Below are 17,491 nucleotides of genomic sequence, written 5' to 3' on the forward strand. Positions count from 1 at the left end.
TCGCTCAGCGCCTGCTGGCCTGCAGAACCGGCTCCATCACCTGCCCCTGCGCCAGATCCGCGTACCAGCTTTCCAACCGATCCATCTCCCGATCCTGATCCCCGACCTCGCTGACGAGGGTTCTGTTGTGTTCGACGATCCGCCGCCGCTTCCGTGGGTCGGCCAGGGCCTGGAGAATGCCCGTCGCCAGCGCAAGCGGGTCCGTCTCGACCAGGAACCCGTTGTCTCCGTGCCTGACCACCTCGTCATACTGAGGGAGCCTGGCCAGCACGGGCACGGCCCCGCAGGCCATGCCTTCCAGGAGGGTGTTCGGCATCCCGTCCGAGCGCGGAACCATGACCATGGCCTCCGCCAGGTTCAGCCAGAGGGGCATCTGCTCGTGCGGAATGGCCCCGACGAACCGCACCAGCTCGGCGATGTGCAGATCGGCCGTCAGCCGTTTCAACCCCTCGAGGTACTCCCGGTCGGCGGACTGTTCGGGGATCACGAGGAGGACCTCCGGCCTTTCCTTCCGCACCAACGGCAGGGCCCGGATGACCAGCTCGTGTTGGTACAAGGGCTGGGCCAGTCTCGGGCTGAAGACTACGCGCCGCTCCGGCCCGATCCCCCACCGCTCCCGCAGGTGGGTCACGTCCAGGCCGACGCGGAATTGCTTCAGGTCCACCCCCCAGCCGATGCGGACGATTGGCGTCGTGCGCGGCAGCAGGGGGCGGACCCGTTCTTCCATGTACAGGGAATGGACCGTGACCAGATCGGCCGCGGCGAGGAGCCGGCCGGTCAATCCACGGCTGTACCATTCCCTGAAAGCTCCCTGCTCGGCCAGCACGTCACTGCCCCACGGCGTCACGATGAGCGGGTGTCTGCCGGCCAGGTTCAATCCCCAGGCCAGCCCCCTCGCGTAATGGACATGGACGACGTCGGGCTTCAGCCGCTGCACGGCCAGGGCCGCTCTGGCGGCGGAGAGGAGACGCCCCAGCTTGCGCGGGAGCAGCGGGGTGCTCACGTCAACCTGGACGAACTTCGTCGGCCCGTCGGCCGGCTCGACCGTGACGACGGAGGTCCGGTGCCCGCGGTCCGCGAACCATTCCACCCACCGCCGGAAGGTCACGGAGGCGGCCGGCCCGACAAAGCAGAGTCGAAGCGGCTTCATCGCCATGGGAACTCACCCGCCTGCCCGACGGCCGGCTCGCCGCACACCAGTCCGGGACGAGCCAGCCGGCCCGTCAGGTCACCGATGAGCCCCTTCAAAGCTTCTGCCGTCCGGTTGAGGTCATGGTGCGTCCGCGCATGGTCCACCGCGCGGCGCCCCAGCTCGGCCAGCCGCTCCGGGGACGAGCACAGGCTCTCGGTCTCCCCCGCCAGCCGGTCAAAGGATCCGGCCGCACAGACGCCGATGCCGTGCCGCGTCAGCACCCCGTCCGGATCAACGTTCAACGACAGGATCGGCACCGCGTGCATCGCCGCCTGCACGAAGGTGTTAGGGAACCCTTCGTAGGTCGAGGTATTGACCAGCAGCTTCGCCCGGGCAAAGAACCGGTCCACCTCGGCCCAGGGCACGTCTTCATGGATCGCCAGGTTGGGCAGGTGGCGGGCCCGCGCCAGGACGGACTCCCGAAGCCCCTGATGGCTCCGGTCTTGCGTGGCAACCATGATGAACCGCTCACAAGGCAATCGCTGTGCCAGGTCGAGAAAGAAGTGGGGCTGCTTGAGCGGGTGGAACCGGCCAACCCATAAGACCGAGTGCCGGGTGACGGGTGACGAGTGACGAAGAAGAGGGCTTGGACAGCCCGTGCGGATGAGGACCCCGGCACGCCCGTATTTGGCCTTGAGCCACCCCTTCTGTTCCTCCGTCCGGCAAACCACCGAGTCGGCCAGGCGCAATCCCAGGGGGTACAGCCACCGGAGCGGGCCTGTGACCTTCCCGTAAGGCTCGCAGAGGTCCGCGGAGGAGGCCACGAACAGGACAAATTTTCGGCGCAGGAAGCGGCAGATCACGGCATAGGCTCCGACCTCCACGCCGGCCCCGGCGTGGAGGTAGACATCCGCATCAACGGCCCTGAGCTGCCGCAACATGTCGCGGAACGCCGAGCCATAGGCCCGCAAGGTCCGGAACGGATGCCGCCACAACGAACCCTCCAGCCGCCTGAGCCCTCTTCTCGTGACGAGGGTCACGGCTCCCAGCCGCTCGGTCTTCGGCTCCTCGTCCACCGTCGTCAGCACGACGATCTGAAACTGCCGGTCACGGGACAGGGTCTGGGCGAGGAGGTAAAGCTGCACCTCCGCGCCGCCGAACGGCACACGGCTTTCCGGCCGATACATCCCGTAGCCGAGAGGCGAGATGAAACAGACGGTGAGCGGCCGTTCCATCCGATGTCCGGTCAGTTCGTCCATCGCGACGCCGTCAGATCGAACGGCTCCCGTGGTGATCCGCGTATTCGCGGTGCCAGAGCTCGAGCATCAGCAGGGCGTACAGACGGGAGCCGTAGTCGGCCTCGCCCCGCTGGTGCACGTCCAGCATCTGCCGGACCCGTTCCGGCCGGAAGTAGCCGCGCGCGAGGCACCGATCCGCGAGCAGGATGTCGCGCACGAAATCGCGGCAGTCCTCGCGGAACCAGCGGTCGATCGGAACGCCGAATCCCATCTTGGGCCGCTCGAGGATCGAGGCCGGCAGCAGGTCCTGCATGACGCGCTTGAGCAGATACTTGCTCTGTCCGTTCCGCACCTTCAGGCGAACCGGCAACGCCGCGCAGAACTCCGCCAGCCGGTGGTCCAAGAACGGAGACCTGGCTTCGAGACCGTGGGCCATCGTGGCCCGATCCACCTTGACCAGCAGGTCGTCCGGCAAATAACTGTGGGTATCCACCCACAGGAGACGATCGAGCAGGGTGGAGGCCTGAGCGCGGTCGAACCAGTCGGTCAGCAGGTCGTAGGAATCCTTATCCCTGACGGTCTCAAAGAAGCCCGGAGCATAGAGCCCGCCCTTCTCGGCCGGCGAGAAGTAGCAGATGCGGGCCATGTACGCCCGCGCAAAGGGCGTGAGCGCCCGATCGAGCCGGTTCCTGGCCCGGCCCAGCCCCGGCACGCGCCCCAGCGCGCCGCCGATCCAACGGCTGAACCGGTCTCTGGCCGGATCGGACAGCCAACGGCTTCCCAGCTCATCCCACAGGGTGAACGCATAGCGGGGGTAGCCGGCCAGCAGCTCGTCTCCCCCGTCGCCGTTCAAGACCACGGTCACGTACTGCCGGCTCAACTGCGAGACGCAATAGGTCGGAATGGCCGAGGCGTCGGCGAAGGGCTCGTCATAGACCCGGACGAGCGTAGGCAGAATCTCCACCGCCGACGGCTCCACGACGAACTCGTGATGGTCGGTCTCGAACTTCTCGGCCACCGTCCCGGCATAGGGCAGCTCGTTGAAGGCTTCGTCCTTGAAGCCGATTGAGAAGGTCTTCACCGGCTGCCGCGTCAGCCGGCTCATCAGGGCCACCACGCTGCTGGAGTCCATCCCCCCGCTCAGGAAGGCGCCCAGCGGAACGTCGCTGATCAGCCGGAGCTTGACCGATTCCTCCAACAGAGCCAGAAATTCTTCGCGGCAGGCCTCTTCGCTCCGCCAAGTCCGCTTCGCAACGTAGTCCAGCGACCAGTAGGCGCTCTCCGATCCCTTGCCGTCCTCATAGACCAGCACGTGGCCCGGCGGGAGCTTGCGGACGCCCTGGAAGATCGTCCTGGGGGCGGGCACGTACTGGAACGTCAGGTAATGGTGCAGGGCGACGGGATCGATCGGCGGAGACGGACCGTCCGCGAGCAGCGCCTTGAGCTCGGACGCGAAGGAGAGGCGGGCTCCCCTGATCGAGTAGAACAGCGGCTTCTTGCCGAGCCGGTCCCTGGCCAGCACCAGCCGCTGGGCCCGCTTGTCCCAGATCGCGAAAGCAAACATGCCCCGGAGCATGGGCAGGCACTGGAGCCCGTACTCCTCGTACAGGCGGAGTACGACCTCCGTATCGGTGCGCGACCGGAAGGCATAGCGGGAACGAAGCGAGTCCCGCAGCTCTTCGAAGTTGTAGATCTCGCCGTTGTAGACGATCCAGACCGTGCCGCTCTCGTTCGCCATCGGCTGGCGCCCGGCCTGGCTCAAGTCCAGGACGCTCAGGCGCCGGTGGGCCAACCCCACGTGTCCGTCCACGTGGAGACCGGCGTCGTCCGGGCCCCGATGGCTCAGCCGGCCTCCCATGGCCGCGATCACCCGCGCCTCCACGGGCCGCCGGTCAGCCGTCACCTGTCCCGCAATCCCACACATTCCGGTTTCTCCGATACGGCAATCGCGCCCCTCCGTCGACTGTCTTGGGGCTCGGCCGGGGGGACCCCGAGCTTGTACAGCATGCAGGCGCTGCCCAACAGAGACGAAGCGAGCTTCCGCGAGCGCAGCGACCATCGTTTTCCGAACACCATCTGGCCGGTGTAGAACAGGTGCATCGGCTGCGTGCAGAGGACGAGGAAGTTGTGTCTCTGGAAGCTCTCGACCCAGTGGCGCCGGTTGAAGGTTCTCAGCTCCGTGAAGACCGTGCCGGTTTCGCCGTGCCGGGGCGGGACCGCGTCGGCCCGCAGCATCCCGACGATGTTCAACGAGACGCGCGCAGCGCGCTTCGCCTCCGCCAGGGTGAATCGCCTCGGCAGCAGCATGGGAGCGAGGCCGAGCGCCCGCTGCGCCAATTCGACATAGTGCGTCACGATCGTCCAAAAGCGCCAGACGGCGGTGGGCAGCACATGCACGCAATAGCCTCCCGGCTTGAGCACCCGGCGGCTTTCCCCGTGGATCGGCTCAAGGTCGGCAATGTGCTCCAGGGTATTGGAGGAAAACACGACGTCGAAGGTCTGATCTTTAAACGGAAACGCCTTGCCGTCATATTCGACGACCGGAAAGACGCGCGCGCCACGATAGTTGGAAGCCGGCACGTCGATGGAAGCCACCTTGAATCCTCGACTGGCTAACAGCTTGGCCTGGTAACCCGTCCCTCCCCCGATTTCCAAGATCCATCCTCGTGGAGTGAAATGTTTGACGATCTCGTTGATCTCGTGCTCCCGGACGATATGGAGGAATTCGGTGGAAAACACGGCCCCACGTCCCGAGTTAGCTTCGCACGCCGATGTACACCAGATGCGACTGGCTCCCCACGAGTAGATTCTTGCTCTCCTCGGCCAGCGGCTCAGGATTCTCGGCGACCAGCTTCTGGCCGCGGATGAACCGCTTGAGTCTCTTGACGAGCCTTCGCTCCTCGCGGGCCTTCGCAGCCCTTTCCTCTTCGTCCTGACGTCTCTTGATGGCTTTCAAAGCCTCGATGGGAAACCGCTGATCGGAAAAATCCACTTGATGCAGGAACAGGCAACTGAACCCCTGCCGCCGAAGAAACTCCGTCAATCGGTCCGGGGTGAACGAGCGCACGTGCTGCCAGCGATGGAACAACGTCTCGCACATGGGACAGTAGGCAGACCCCAATTCGAGATCTTCCGCATTGGGGGTCGTCACGATCAACGTGCCGCCTTCGACCAAAAATGACCTGACCTTCTGGAACGCTCCCTCCAACTCCTCGTCGAGGATGTGCTCGATGACCTCCACCATCAGGACGACATCGAATCGCTCGGGGCCGCCATCCTGTACGACGCCCAAATACTGGGGATGTTGGGACATCTCGCCCGGAATGCGAAGGCGGCGGGCCACGACCGGCTCGTACGCGGCGGTCGCAAATCCCCTTTCAACAAGAGCCCGCACGAGGTCGCCTTCTCCCGCACCGAAATCCAGATGGCGCCCTTGAGGTTTCAAGTGACCGCCGACCAGTTCGATGAGGTACGGAGCCGCCACTCTGGAGAAGTTGTATTCACGCAGTCTCGTCTGGGAGACGCCGGACCAAAAGCGCCCAATGAGTTCAGGGGTCCAATGGATCATCCTGGCCATAACCGTTTGTGGGCACCTACCTGTTCCGCATCGGGTGAGGCGCTCCTTCTTGCGCACGTGAGGCCGATGCCGGCAGCCGCCCTTGTCTCCTAGGCTCGTTATAGATAGCCCGGCAGATCTGTGCGAATCGGTCCGCGCTGGCGGACGGGCTGTGATGTGCCTGCACGTAGCGGCGGCCGTTCTCGCCCAAGCGCGCTCGCAGCGCCTGATCCGAGCACAACTGCCGGACATAACGCTCGAACCGAGCCCAGTCCCCGTTCGCGCAATACCCGATTTTGTGCTTCTCCAGCACGTTCTCCGGATTCACCGTCCAAGAGACAATCGGGGTCGCGCAGGCCGCCGCCTGGAGAAAGGTATTGGGGAAGCCTTCGAACTGCGACGTGTTCACGAACAGCTTGGCCTGTTCGAACAGCGCCATGGTCTCCTCAAAGGGGATGGTTGGCAACAGGCGGAGATTCGTCAACTCTGCCGCCGCGCGGCGCAGCCTGGACAGATTGTCCGGATCCACCTGGCTGTCGGGGGCGACCATGACAAAGCTCTCCTCCGGCATGCACCTGGCCAGATCAACGAACATCTCCGGCTGCTTCCACGCATCCACCCGGGCCACCCAGAGGATCGTGGTCCGATTGGCATGACGGCGTGTCCCAAGTGGAACGGGGCAGGAAGACCGAATCAGATGCGCCTCCCGCCCATAGCGGGCCCGCATCAGGGCAACCTGCTCCCCATGCTGACATATGACCGCATCCGCGCTGCGCAGACATCTCTCGAACCGTTTCCCGTGGCGGCCCCAGTCCTTGGCATACTTGCCCGTGACATCGTTGTCATGCGCGACCATATAGACGAACCCCTTTCGAAGGAGCCGACAGGCAAACCAGACGTACCAATGCTCCGGGGCGGCGCACCGGGTCACGTAAATGTCCGCGTCGGCAGACCGCAGCATCTCCAGCCACTCCCTGAGCCGCCGCACATGCCTGACAAACTCGCGCGCGCGCCGGAGGGGCCCGAGATACAGAGGGGCCAACGCCCTGCGGCATGAATATGCACTACGGACGAGGCCTCGAACGGCCTCGGCGATCACGGCTGGGGATCGGTCCAGCCCCCGGCGACAGGCCTTTGCAAATCCAGGCGAAGCAACCTGTGGTTCGACGCTCTGCGTCGCCCCTTGCTGGCGCGTGCCAAAATTCGCCTCCAGAACGACCGTGATGTCGCCGATCCGCTCTCGTTTGGAGAGCACGCGATTCCCGGTGAGGGCGGACACTTCGAACAACGGATTGCGCGCCAGCTCCGATGCGAGCGTATGGATCTGCACTTCGGCGCCGCCGAAGGGAAGACCGGACAAGGGCCACAACAGCCCGAACAGGTTGGCGGAGATAAAGCAGACGCGCAGGGGTTGATCAGGTTCCGCGCCGCCATTGGGCCCATGCCATTCAGTCTGGGAACGTGCCGGCACTTCGCGAACGGCCTCCTCGGTCGAAAGGCGTTTCCGAAGCTGCCCGGAAGCAGCGCTCTGGCTTTCCGGTTCAAACATGCCCGCCCCACTGATGGTCAAAGCGGACGAGTCCCCCATCCGGATGGGTCCTCAGGACTTCGAATCGCGCCACACGCTCGCGCAAATCGTAAGGCGCAGCCCAGTTGCCCCCGGACGTTACGCCGACCGTCAGCCAGTAGACGCCGCCCAGCAAAGGGAGCCGCGGATACGCCACCGTCACGGTTCCCTCCCTCCCCTCAACTTTGACCGGTGCCCCTTCGAGAAACGTGTTGCTCCCGTGGACAAACGCCCCGTCTTGGGCATAGACGTTTACCCCGAAGTTGGGATCCGAGAACGGGCCGTTGACACGGTAACGGATACGGACGATGAGCGGGCTGAACGTCCTAAAAACCGCTCTTTCCTGCCCAGACCCGTCGCACGTCGCAACGTCCACGATCTCAATCTCGCCGCTTCCGATCCGCCGCTCCACGGAACCGGACCCGGCAGGCGATTGGGTCATGCGATCCTGTTTCTGTGCCCTGCGCACCGTCTCGAGGTACGCGTCCGTGACCTTCTGAGGGACGCCGTCACACTCCAATCGTCCCTCTCGAAACCACAACGCCCGCGTACAGACCTTCTCGATCATGACGAGATCGTGCGACACGCACACGACGGTCGCCGAGGCTTTCAGATCATGAATCTTCTGCAGACATTGCTGTTGAAAGGCCGCGTCCCCGACCCCCAGGATTTCGTCGGCGAGGACGACATCGCCCCGCACATGGGCCGCAATCGAAAACCCCAGTCGCGCATACATCCCGGAGGAATAGTACTTGACCGGCACTTCCAGGAACCGCCCCAGCCCGGAGAATTCCGCAATGCGGTCGTAGCAACTCTGGATCTCATGGCGCCGCATTCCCAGCACGAGGCCGTTCAAGTACACGTTCTCCCGGCCCGTCAGGTCCAGGTTAAACCCGGCCCCGAGCTCGATCAGCGACGCGACTCGCCCCTGCACATGCACCCGGCCCGCCGTGGGGGCCGTGATCCCGGCCATCAGCTTCAGAAGCGTGCTTTTCCCCGCGCCGTTGGCTCCGATGACCCCGATCACTTCGCCCCGCTCGACGGCAAAGCTCACGTCCTTGAGCGCCCACAGGGCTCCATCGGCCGGTTGATCGGCCCCGCCCGACCTGCCGCGCGATCCTCGACGCCATCGCGACAGGGACTCCCGCAGCGTCCGCGGGTGGTTCGCGTAGCGCTTCGACACGTTCTCGAATTGGACCACGTACTCGGTCGTTCCCATCGCGCTACATCACGTCCGCAAATCGAAGCTCGACCGCCTTGAAGTACGCGTAGCCGAGGCCCAGCACCCCGGCCGAGATGATCAGCACGGCGCTCAGCGAGCCGAGCGGCGGAGCCGTCCCCGCCAGGATCACGCTCCGGTAGGCTTCGATCAGCACGGTCATCGGGTTCAGCATGTACAGGGTCCGGATTTGCGCCGGGATGACGTCCACCGGGTAGACGACGGGGCTCAGGAACATCCAGACCTGAAGCGCCAAAGGCAGCAGGTTTCCCAGGTCCCGCCGGAGCACGTAGAAGGCTGACCCCATCAGGATCAGCCCGACGCTGAACATGACTTGAATGACCACGATGGCGGGGACCGCCAGCAGCGCGCTCGTCAGCGGAACTCCGTAGGCGAGCAGCAACACCACCAGGACCGCCAAGCCGGCCACAAAATCGACTGCAACCGTGACCAGCTTCGACAAGGGGATGACCTCGCGGGGAAAGCCGGCCTTGGCGACGAGATTCATGTGGGACACCACGCTCACGGTCCCGTAGGACAGCGAGTTGGCGAAGAACATCCAGCACACCAGACCGGTGAACGCAAAGAGTGGGTACGGAACTCCTTGAACCGGCACTTTGACGAAGACCGAAAACACGATCGTGAACACCAGCATCATGGACACCGGCTGCAGCACGGCCCAGAGCATACCCAGCCAGGTCTGCCGGTGCCTGGCCTTCAGATCGGCAAGGGCGAGAGTCCACAGCAATTCACGATACCGCCATAATCGCTGGACGTGACGAATCATGACCGACCCTGAAGGTACGCGCCCCCCTCGTCTCGCGACGGACGCAGGGGCCCGGGCAAATGCAATGGACGAGAGGGACCCGCCTCTTTGCAGAAGCGCACCACCCGATCGAAGGGCCACCAGAGCGCGTAGGCCAGGACAAATGTCGCGAACGGCACGGTGTGAACCCCCAGCCTCGGCTCGAACCCGAGGGTCATGAAGAACGGGATCACGTTGATCGCGAGCGCGACGACCGCGAGCAGCTCGCGATACGGGCTCAAGAGGAGCAGGGCGAATCCGATCAGGTACAGCAGGTGCCCGCTCCGGGATCGGATGCCGGTTTGCACCTCGAACAGGTCCGTGCGCCGCACATACATGTCGAGCAATCCGTCGAACGTCCTGCCCGCCAATTCACGGGCGCTGTGCAGTCCGACCATGTAGTCGAAGCTTCCCACCGGCGCTCCGGCAAAGCTGTTTGACGCAAATTCTTCCGCCGTCGGGCATCCCCTGCATCCGGTCTTTTTAAAGGCCACAAACTCGTAATTCCTGTTCCAGACCGCCACGTGGTTGAGGCTGTAAAACGGGTCGCCGAATTCGTGCGCGCTGTAGGCCAGGTGGGGGACCGACACCGCCGCGACGAAGGCCAAGACGAGAGCCGCGACCCGCCAGGATTGTCGGTTCCTCCAGGCCCAGAGGGAAATCAGGGGAACCAAGAACAGATAGCTGTTGAACCGCAACAATTGGGCAGCGGCGCCGGCGAGGGCCATCCCGACGGCGCGCCTTCGAATGGAGAGCCGCTCGACGGAGACGAAGACGCAATGGACTACGCCGAGCACGGCGAGCGTATAGGCCTCCTCGCGGAGCCCACGCGTGCTCAGCTGATCCAGGTACGGATTCCATGCGACCAGCGCCGCGACAACGATCCCGCAGACCGACGATCCCGTGTAGTCCCGGAAGAACTTGTAAACCATGACGACCACGAGGAGCGAAAGCAGAACGGTCAAGAGGCGCAGGTTCAGCGCGGAATCGCCCGTCACCCAGAACCACCCCTTGATCATCCAGATCCAGAAGGGCTCCCGCGCGCCAGTGTCGTAAAGGGCGCGCATCGTCTCCGCCAGGTACCGGTAGTAATTGGCGTCGGGATCAAGCGGCACCCACGCGACCTTGGACAAGGTCGCCAGGCGGTCGCTGCCGCAAGCGACGAGGATTCCCGCCAGGGCGAACGGAGGCCACAGGCTCTCGGCTGCTCGGGAAGCCGGCCCAGCCCGAGCGGACCAGCCGAGAAAGCCCAGCAAGACGGCATAGGGGATCAGGAAATACGCATCCCGATCCTGGCCGGCCAGGACCCGCTCCCACCATTGCGGGGTCGGCCTTGCGGTCGTGAGCCAGACGAACCCTTCGGCCAGAACCACCTGGCTGCACAGGACGGTGAGACTGAAGAGGAGCGCGCCGGCCGGCCGGTTCAGCCAGCGAACGAGGTACGCCAGCACCGGCGTCAGAATCAGCAATGCGGCGATCGCGAGATTGGGGAAGACGAAGAAGGACTTCACTTCGACGAGGCGCAGCCTCGAAAGCAGAAGTGGTTCGTCCCGCTGCCCGGACGCCGAGAACCTGATCCAGATCGTGGGTCCCGGGCTGACAGCCGACGTAAGATCAATGCGCTCGCCGTCGAATGAAACCGGGCCGGCAATCTTCCGAAAGGATCGGCCATCGCCCGACGCGGAGAGGACGGCGCTGACCGAGGATCCGGGTCGGCCATAGAGCATGGCCCTGAGCTGGCCGTCGCGGTCGGCAGGAATCGCAACCGTGACGGTTCCCGTACACCGTCCGCACAAGACGAGCCCTTTCGGCGTGACGGTCCACTCCCCTTGGATCGCCTCCGACTGGCCCGCCAGGACCTGCCCCTGCCCGTACGTCTTGTCGTACTTGACGTCCGCCCTCAGGCCGGATACGAGGTCGAACCGCCCGCCGACCACGGCAGCCGCCGCCACCAGGGTGGACAGGGCGACCACCAGCGCAAGCTCCCACCGTTGTTGGCTGCTCAGGCCCATCGCGCAACCGAACCATTCCATCCGGCGCCGCAGAGCCGGCGGTTCCCGTCCCGGTTCCTTCGGGAAGGCCCTATAGCAGGACGATCTTCTCCCTGCCCGCCGCGACGCGCTTCGTCGCGTTCCTTGTGTCGAAGACGACGGGGGCACGGCGGACCACCTGCTCGTAATCGAAGGCCGAGTGGGCCGTCAGGATCAGAGCGCAAGCGCAGCGCTCCAACCGCTCGTCCGTGAGGGGCACGGCCTCATAGGACCGCCCCGCGATCGCAACCGAAGGGGTGAAGGGGTCCGCATAGCCGAGCCGGGCCCCCTCGTGCTGCAACAGCTCCATCACCTTGATCGCCGGCGTCTCCCGCCAATCGGCCACGTCCGCCTTGTACGTCACGCCCAGGATCAGAACATCCGCTCCGTTGAGGCAGAGCCCGCGCCGGTTCAGGACGCGCTGGAGCTTGGACACGACGTAGTAGGGCATGCTCTCGTTGATCTCGCCGGCCAATTCGATGAACCGCGTGTGGAGGTCATATTCCTTGGACTTCCAGGCCAGGTAGTAGGGATCCAGCGGGATGCAGTGCCCGCCCACGCCCGGCCCGGGATAGAACGGCATGAAGCCGAAGTTCTTGGTCGCCGCGGCATCGATCACCTCGTAAACGTTCAACCCCATCCGGTCGCACAGCACCGCGAGCTCGTTGACCAGCGCGATGTTGACGGACCGGAAGACGTTCTCGAACACCTTGGTCATCTCCGCCACGCGCGGCGAGGAGACCGGAAAGATCTTCACGATGGACTGCTCGTAGAAACTCCTCGCGGCGGTCAGGCAAGCCGGCGTCACCCCGCCGACCAGCTTGAAGGTGTTGTGGGTCTTGAACGAACGGTTGCCCGGATCGACCCGCTCCGGCGAGAAGGCGATGTAGAGGTCCTGGCCGACTTTTAGCCCGCCTTCCGTCAGGATCGGCATCATGACCTCCTCCGTCGTCCCCGGATAGGTCGTGCTCTCCAGGACGACGAGCATGTCCGGATGCACCTGTCTGGCCAGTTCCTTCGTCACCTTGACGATCGCACTGATGTCCGGCTCCTTGTTCCTGGTCAAGGGCGTGGGCACGCAGATCAACACGACGTCGCATCCGCGGAGCGCCTCGAACTCGCTCGTCGCGGTCAGCTTGCCCTTGCCCACCACCTGTCGCAGCTCGTCCGAGTCCACGTCCGAGATGTAGTTCTGGCCTCGCGCGACCATCTCCACCTTCTCGGCGACCTCATCGATCCCGACGACCCGGTACCCCGTCTTGGCCTGCAGCACCGCCAGGGGCAGCCCGACGTAGCCCAGCCCCACGACTCCGACGACAGCCGTGCGGTCCTTGATTTTTTCCAACAATGCCATCCCAACCTCCCTCAAAAATCCCGGTTCCGGAACACCAGGCAGGCCGCCCCGAGCAGCAATCCCGCATACAACAGCCCGTAGGCCGACGCGAGAGCCTGATAGGACCAGGTCACGGCCACGCCCGCTCCGGCCGATCCCTTGATGTTCAGCACCTCCAGATTCGGACAGAGATAATAGAGACTTGTCACGACGGCCTGCAACATCCCGCTCTCGCTTTTCTCGGCCAGGCCTTTCAGGTCCGACGTCAAGTGTCCGATGACGTACAAGCCGAGCGCCATGATCGCGCTCAGGGTGGAGGAGCTGAACGTCGAAAACAGCAGGGCCAACGCGGTCACGAGCAGAAGCTCGACGAAGGTGAGCTGGACGGCCTGCAGCAAAGCCGGATGGAGCGTCGCCTGGTTCATCCAGAGCGTGGCGAGGAAGACCGCCAGCATGATGAGCACGTTGACCAGCAGCGTAAGCGCCAACCCCAGGTACTTGCCCAGGATGAACTGGGTCCGGCTGATCGGCCGCGCCATGATCGTATAGACCGTCCGCCGCTCGATCTCCTTGCTGACCAGGCCCACGCCCACGAAGATGGCGATCAAGACCCCGACGAGGTTGATCGCGGCCAGCCCCATGTCCGTGATGATTTTCTTTTGCTCCATGATCGTCAACGTTCCCAGAACGACCGACCCGCCGATCAACAGCAGCGCGAAGAACAGCAGGTTGTAGAGCACCCGGTCCCGCAGGTTCTCCCGGAACGTGTTGAACGCGATCACCGTGACCGGTCCCATCGTCACCCCTGCACGTCCGGCCGGAAGAACCAGTCCTCGATCGAGCCCTTCTGGGGCATGACCGACACGAGCGTGCCCCCTTGCGCTCTGATCGCCTCCACCACGTCGTCCAGACGCTCCGGCCCGGGCAGGACCACGAGGCTCTGTCGTCCCCGCTGGACGATCCTGGCGGATGCAGCCGCGATCGCAGGCACCCGCGAGGCTTCGATCCCTTCGCAGACGACCTCGACGGACTGGACGTGCTGCTTGGCCGTCAGTTCCTCGACGCGGCCCGACGCGATCAACCGTCCCTTCACCACGATCCCGACCCGGTCGCACATGATCTCGACGTCGGGGATGATGTGCGTGCTGAAGAACACCGTCTTGCCCTGCTCGCGAAGTCCCAGGATCAGGTCGCGGATCTGCTTCCGCCCGATCGGATCGAGCCCGGACATGGGCTCGTCCAAGATCACCAGCTCGGGGTCGTGGATGAGGGCCTGGGCCAGCCCGATCCGCTGGAGCATCCCCTTCGAAAATTTCCGGAGCTGCCGGGACCTGGCCTCAGTCAGCCCCACCAGATCCAAAAGTTCCGACACCCGCCGGCTCAGGCCGGCCCCGCCCAGGCCGGCCAGCCGACCGTAGAACGTCAAGAACTCTTCCGCGGTGAGGTAATCATAAAAATACGGAGACTCGGGCAGGAACCCGATCTGCTGGCGCACGGGCACGTCGCCGGCCGGCCGGCCGAGGACCTCGGCCATCCCGCTCGTGGCGCGCATCAACCCCATCAGGATCTTCAACGTGGTGGTCTTGCCCGCCCCGTTCGGCCCGAGGAACCCATAGATCTCCCCGCGGCGGACGGAGAGCGAAAGCCCGGCCAGGGCCGTCACGGGCGGTCGGCCCGGCCAGCCGGGTTGGAAGATCTTGGTGAGCCCTTCGATGACGATCGCGTCCACGATCTGCTTCCGCCTCAGCTCCCCTCCCTAGTTGGGACGATACACCCGCAGCCGCTCGCGGAGCCCCGTGCTCCTGACCGTCCCGTCGGAGGGATTCAGCTCATAGGTCCCGCCCAGCGGCTCCTCGGGAATCTGGACCACGATCCCCCCGGCGACCAACTCGTCCAGTCGCGCAGGGAAGCGCCCATAGCGGTCGCGATACCGCCGGACCCCTTCCTCGAGAAACCGGATGTCCTTCTCCGCCACCACTTCCCTGATCCGCCGTTCCAGTCCCTCTCGCATCCGCGGGTCCTCTTGCTGGTGATACATGCGCTGGAGAAACTCCAGCGCCGCGTCCAGGTCGCCGGCCTCCACGGCCATTCTGGCTGCGAGCCGGGGCAGGTACTCCGGGGCCCCCTTGAGCGCGGCCGCGCGCCGGAAATGGGGTGCGGCTCTCACCGGGTCGCGCAACTCAAAGTAATAATCATAGCCGAGCAGAAACGGGAGATCCCACACGTCCGGATTGTGCTCGACCCCCTTGGTCAGGATCGCCACGCTCTCGGGGATCAAGTTTCCCCAGACAGCCAGGTTCGCCCCGGCCGCCTGATAGGCGTAGGCGAACTTCGGGTCCAGGTCTGTCAGCACGTCCACCGCATGGTAGGCGACTCGATACCCCTCGGTCGTCTGCTGCCTGGCGCCGAACAGATGCACGGCCTTCAGCCAGATGAGGTCGGCCACCACCTGCCGATACCCCAGAACGGCGACCTTCAGATATTCCCCCTTGGGCAGATAGGTCAGTTCCGCCGCCATGGCCAGAGCCGGGCGCTGCCGCTCCAACAGGGTCAGCACCGAAACCGCCGCCCCCCCGAGGACGCACAGCAGACTTCCGGCCGCCAACCAGCCGGCCAGCCGCATGGGCAAGGCGGCCCCGCTCATGAACCCACCCCTGCGAGCACCATCCGCTCCAGCTCCGCGGCATTGACCGCCAAAAACCGCTCTTCGACCGGATCCTTCGCCCACCCCTCGTAGCGCTTCTGCCTCTCGCGAATTTCCCAGTATTCGCGCACGGCATCGCCGCGACGCCCGGCCGCGAGATAGAAGCGCGCCAGCCATTCCCGGCCGGGCAGAAAATTCGGCTCCAGCTCGACGGCCTGCCGCGCCCACACCTCGGCCCGTTCCGGCTCGCCCAGCGCAAGCCGCACGCGCCCCGCTTCCAGACGATGAAACGGCGAGAAGGGCTCCAACTCCGCTGCCCGCTCATAGGCCTGGACAGCCTCGCGCAGCAGCGTCGCCCGCCGCGCACGGGACGCCTGCGCGTTCGGACCGTTCGGCGGCAGAGAGCCGGCCATTGAAGCCGACACGAGGCCCAGCAATCCCGGCAGACGCCCGTCCAGGGGGTTGAGTTCCATGGCCGTGCGAAGCTCCGCACGGGCAGCCTCGGCCGCCGCCGCGTCGCGGGTCCGCTCGTAGATCCGAAAATAGACGGCCGCGAGCGAACTGTGGTACAGGGCCTTGTCCCGGTCCAGTTCGATGGCGGCCGCGTAGTCGGCGACGGCTTTCCGGACATCCTGATCGGCAGCCGCTCGAGAGCCGGCCTCGAACGTCGTCCAGGCGACCCCCAGCCTCACGACATGGACCGCAGCCAGAACCAGCGCCAGCGCGCCCAATCCGGCCCAGACCAGCCTGGGACGGAGCGGAAAGGACCGAATCTGCCCACTCGCCGCACCAGCCAGCCGACGGCCGGAGAGCACGATCCCCACGCAAAGCGTGAGGAAGAGCGCAATGGCCGGCTCGTGCAGGTTGGCATCCACCGCCGCCTGGGTCAGCACGGTCGCGAGGGCCGCGCTCGCACCGACGAGCGCGATCCGCTGCCGACGTCCAAGCCGCTCCCGCAAGGCCCTGGCCGCCTCCCGCGCGACCAGGATCACGCCCCAGATGAAGACGAGGAGCCCGGCGAGGCCCATCTCGACGCCCATCTGGAGGTATTCGTTGTGGGCATTCTGGGCGACCTTCCCGTACCTGGTGATCTCCCCCTCCACCGGCTGCGCATAACGGGGATAGACGTATTGATACAGGCCGAGCCCCACCCCGAACGGATGGTCCGCCATCGCGCGGAGAGAGGATTCCCAGATCTGGACCCTCGCGTAGCTCACCGGGTTGATCGCATGCTCGGCCAACACCCGGTCCCGCAGCGGGTTCGGAGCCGCGATCCCCAGCAAGACCGCCATGAGGAGCAGGCCGATGCCCTTCCGGCCAAACCGCAGTCCAACCACCAGGGCGGTCCCGGCCAGGGTGGCGAGCATCCCGCCACGTGAGCCGGTCAAGAAAATGGCCGCGAGCAGAAGGGCGAGGGCTCCCAGCGAGCCGGCCAAGAGAACCGTCCGGACCCGGCCTGATCCCGTTCCCCACCCGCCTAGTCTCCGCCGGTAGCAGACGAAGGCCAGCAGGATCACCCAGACTGCGGCCAGGTAACCGGCCAGGAAGTTCGGATTGAAAAAGGTCCCGCTCGGCCTGATCGCGCGTCCCGGCCCCCACTGCACCAGCGCCCAGGCCGCCTCGCCGACTCCCATGCCGATCAGGATCGTCAGCAGCTTGAACACGTGATCCCACCGTTCGATTGAGGACACGAGCACGAGGAGCAGCAGCCCATAGCCCAGGAGCACGATCAGCCACTGCCAGCTCTGATTCGCGTAGGGGGAGAAGAGCGCGGAGACAGCGCCCAGCGCGAGAAAGGCAAGGATAGTCGGGCCGACCCGAAGCGACGCCCAGGGGAGCGTGCCGGTCCTGATGCCTCCGGCCAGCCAGAGGCCGACCAGGGCCAGAATCAGGAGTCGGATCACCATGACCGCCTGATGGGTCGTGCCCCCCTCCAGCAACGGGGTGAACATCACGAGCCCGCTCAG

At 65.2% G+C, this 17,491-nt stretch carries 14 protein-coding genes; all 14 read right to left on the reverse strand.

Features of this window, described 5'->3' with window-relative positions; genetic code table 11:
• Positions 1–4: 4 nt before the first annotated feature.
• The 14 genes from AB1411_05165 to AB1411_05230 all read right to left on the reverse strand — a co-directional run bounded on the left by AB1411_05165 (position 5) and on the right by AB1411_05230 (position 17,476).
• On the reverse strand, positions 5–1,156 hold the full coding sequence (locus tag AB1411_05165) for a glycosyltransferase family 4 protein (GenBank protein MEW6542985.1): 1,152 nt from the start codon (positions 1,154–1,156) through the stop codon (positions 5–7).
• Entirely contained in the window at positions 1,147–2,391 is a 1,245-nt protein-coding gene (locus AB1411_05170) for a glycosyltransferase family 4 protein (GenBank protein MEW6542986.1), read from the reverse strand. The genes AB1411_05165 and AB1411_05170 overlap by 10 nt, the downstream gene beginning before the upstream one ends.
• 10 nt (positions 2,392–2,401) lie before the next feature.
• Positions 2,402–4,294: an asparagine synthase (glutamine-hydrolyzing) gene (gene asnB / locus AB1411_05175; protein ID MEW6542987.1), complete on the reverse strand. Its 1,893-nt coding sequence runs from the start codon at positions 4,292–4,294 to the stop codon at positions 2,402–2,404.
• Positions 4,270–5,109, reverse strand: a complete 840-nt coding sequence (locus tag AB1411_05180; GenBank protein ID MEW6542988.1) for a class I SAM-dependent methyltransferase — start codon at positions 5,107–5,109, stop codon at positions 4,270–4,272. Before AB1411_05180 ends, asnB begins: the two co-directional genes overlap by 25 nt.
• 16 nt (positions 5,110–5,125) lie before the next feature.
• Positions 5,126–5,947, reverse strand: a complete 822-nt coding sequence (locus AB1411_05185; protein ID MEW6542989.1) for a class I SAM-dependent methyltransferase — start codon at positions 5,945–5,947, stop codon at positions 5,126–5,128.
• A gap of 16 nt (positions 5,948–5,963) precedes the next feature.
• The gene (locus tag AB1411_05190) at positions 5,964–7,397 is read right to left on the reverse strand and encodes a glycosyltransferase family 4 protein (protein MEW6542990.1); all 1,434 of its coding nucleotides are present in this window, start codon (positions 7,395–7,397) and stop codon (positions 5,964–5,966) included.
• A 70-nt stretch (positions 7,398–7,467) separates the two neighbouring features.
• Positions 7,468–8,712 carry an ABC transporter ATP-binding protein gene (locus tag AB1411_05195; GenBank protein ID MEW6542991.1) on the reverse strand — a complete coding sequence of 415 codons (1,245 nt, stop codon included), beginning with the start codon at positions 8,710–8,712 and terminating at the stop codon, positions 7,468–7,470.
• 4 nt (positions 8,713–8,716) lie between these two features.
• Entirely contained in the window at positions 8,717–9,499 is a 783-nt protein-coding gene (locus tag AB1411_05200; GenBank protein MEW6542992.1) for an ABC transporter permease, read from the reverse strand.
• A complete protein-coding gene (locus AB1411_05205; GenBank protein ID MEW6542993.1) occupies positions 9,496–11,550 on the reverse strand; it encodes a glycosyltransferase family 39 protein in 2,055 nt (684 codons plus the stop codon). Before AB1411_05205 ends, AB1411_05200 begins: the two co-directional genes overlap by 4 nt.
• A gap of 49 nt (positions 11,551–11,599) precedes the next feature.
• Positions 11,600–12,901 (reverse strand): nucleotide sugar dehydrogenase, encoded by a 1,302-nt coding sequence (locus AB1411_05210; protein ID MEW6542994.1) that lies wholly within the window; start codon positions 12,899–12,901, stop codon positions 11,600–11,602.
• Positions 12,902–12,912: 11 nt separating this feature from the next.
• A complete protein-coding gene (locus AB1411_05215) occupies positions 12,913–13,677 on the reverse strand; it encodes an ABC transporter permease (GenBank protein ID MEW6542995.1) in 765 nt (254 codons plus the stop codon).
• Between the two features lie 2 nt (positions 13,678–13,679).
• On the reverse strand, positions 13,680–14,609 hold the full coding sequence (locus AB1411_05220; protein MEW6542996.1) for an ABC transporter ATP-binding protein: 930 nt from the start codon (positions 14,607–14,609) through the stop codon (positions 13,680–13,682).
• Between the two features lie 27 nt (positions 14,610–14,636).
• Positions 14,637–15,524 (reverse strand): hypothetical protein, encoded by an 888-nt coding sequence (locus tag AB1411_05225; GenBank protein MEW6542997.1) that lies wholly within the window; start codon positions 15,522–15,524, stop codon positions 14,637–14,639.
• Complete coding sequence (locus AB1411_05230) at positions 15,521–17,476, reverse strand: O-antigen ligase family protein (GenBank protein MEW6542998.1); 1,956 nt, start codon at positions 17,474–17,476, stop codon at positions 15,521–15,523. The genes AB1411_05225 and AB1411_05230 overlap by 4 nt, the downstream gene beginning before the upstream one ends.
• Positions 17,477–17,491: the final 15 nt, after the last annotated feature.

The sequence above is a fragment of the Nitrospirota bacterium genome (assembly GCA_040757595.1).
Lineage (GTDB): Bacteria > Nitrospirota > Nitrospiria > Nitrospirales > Nitrospiraceae > JBFLWP01.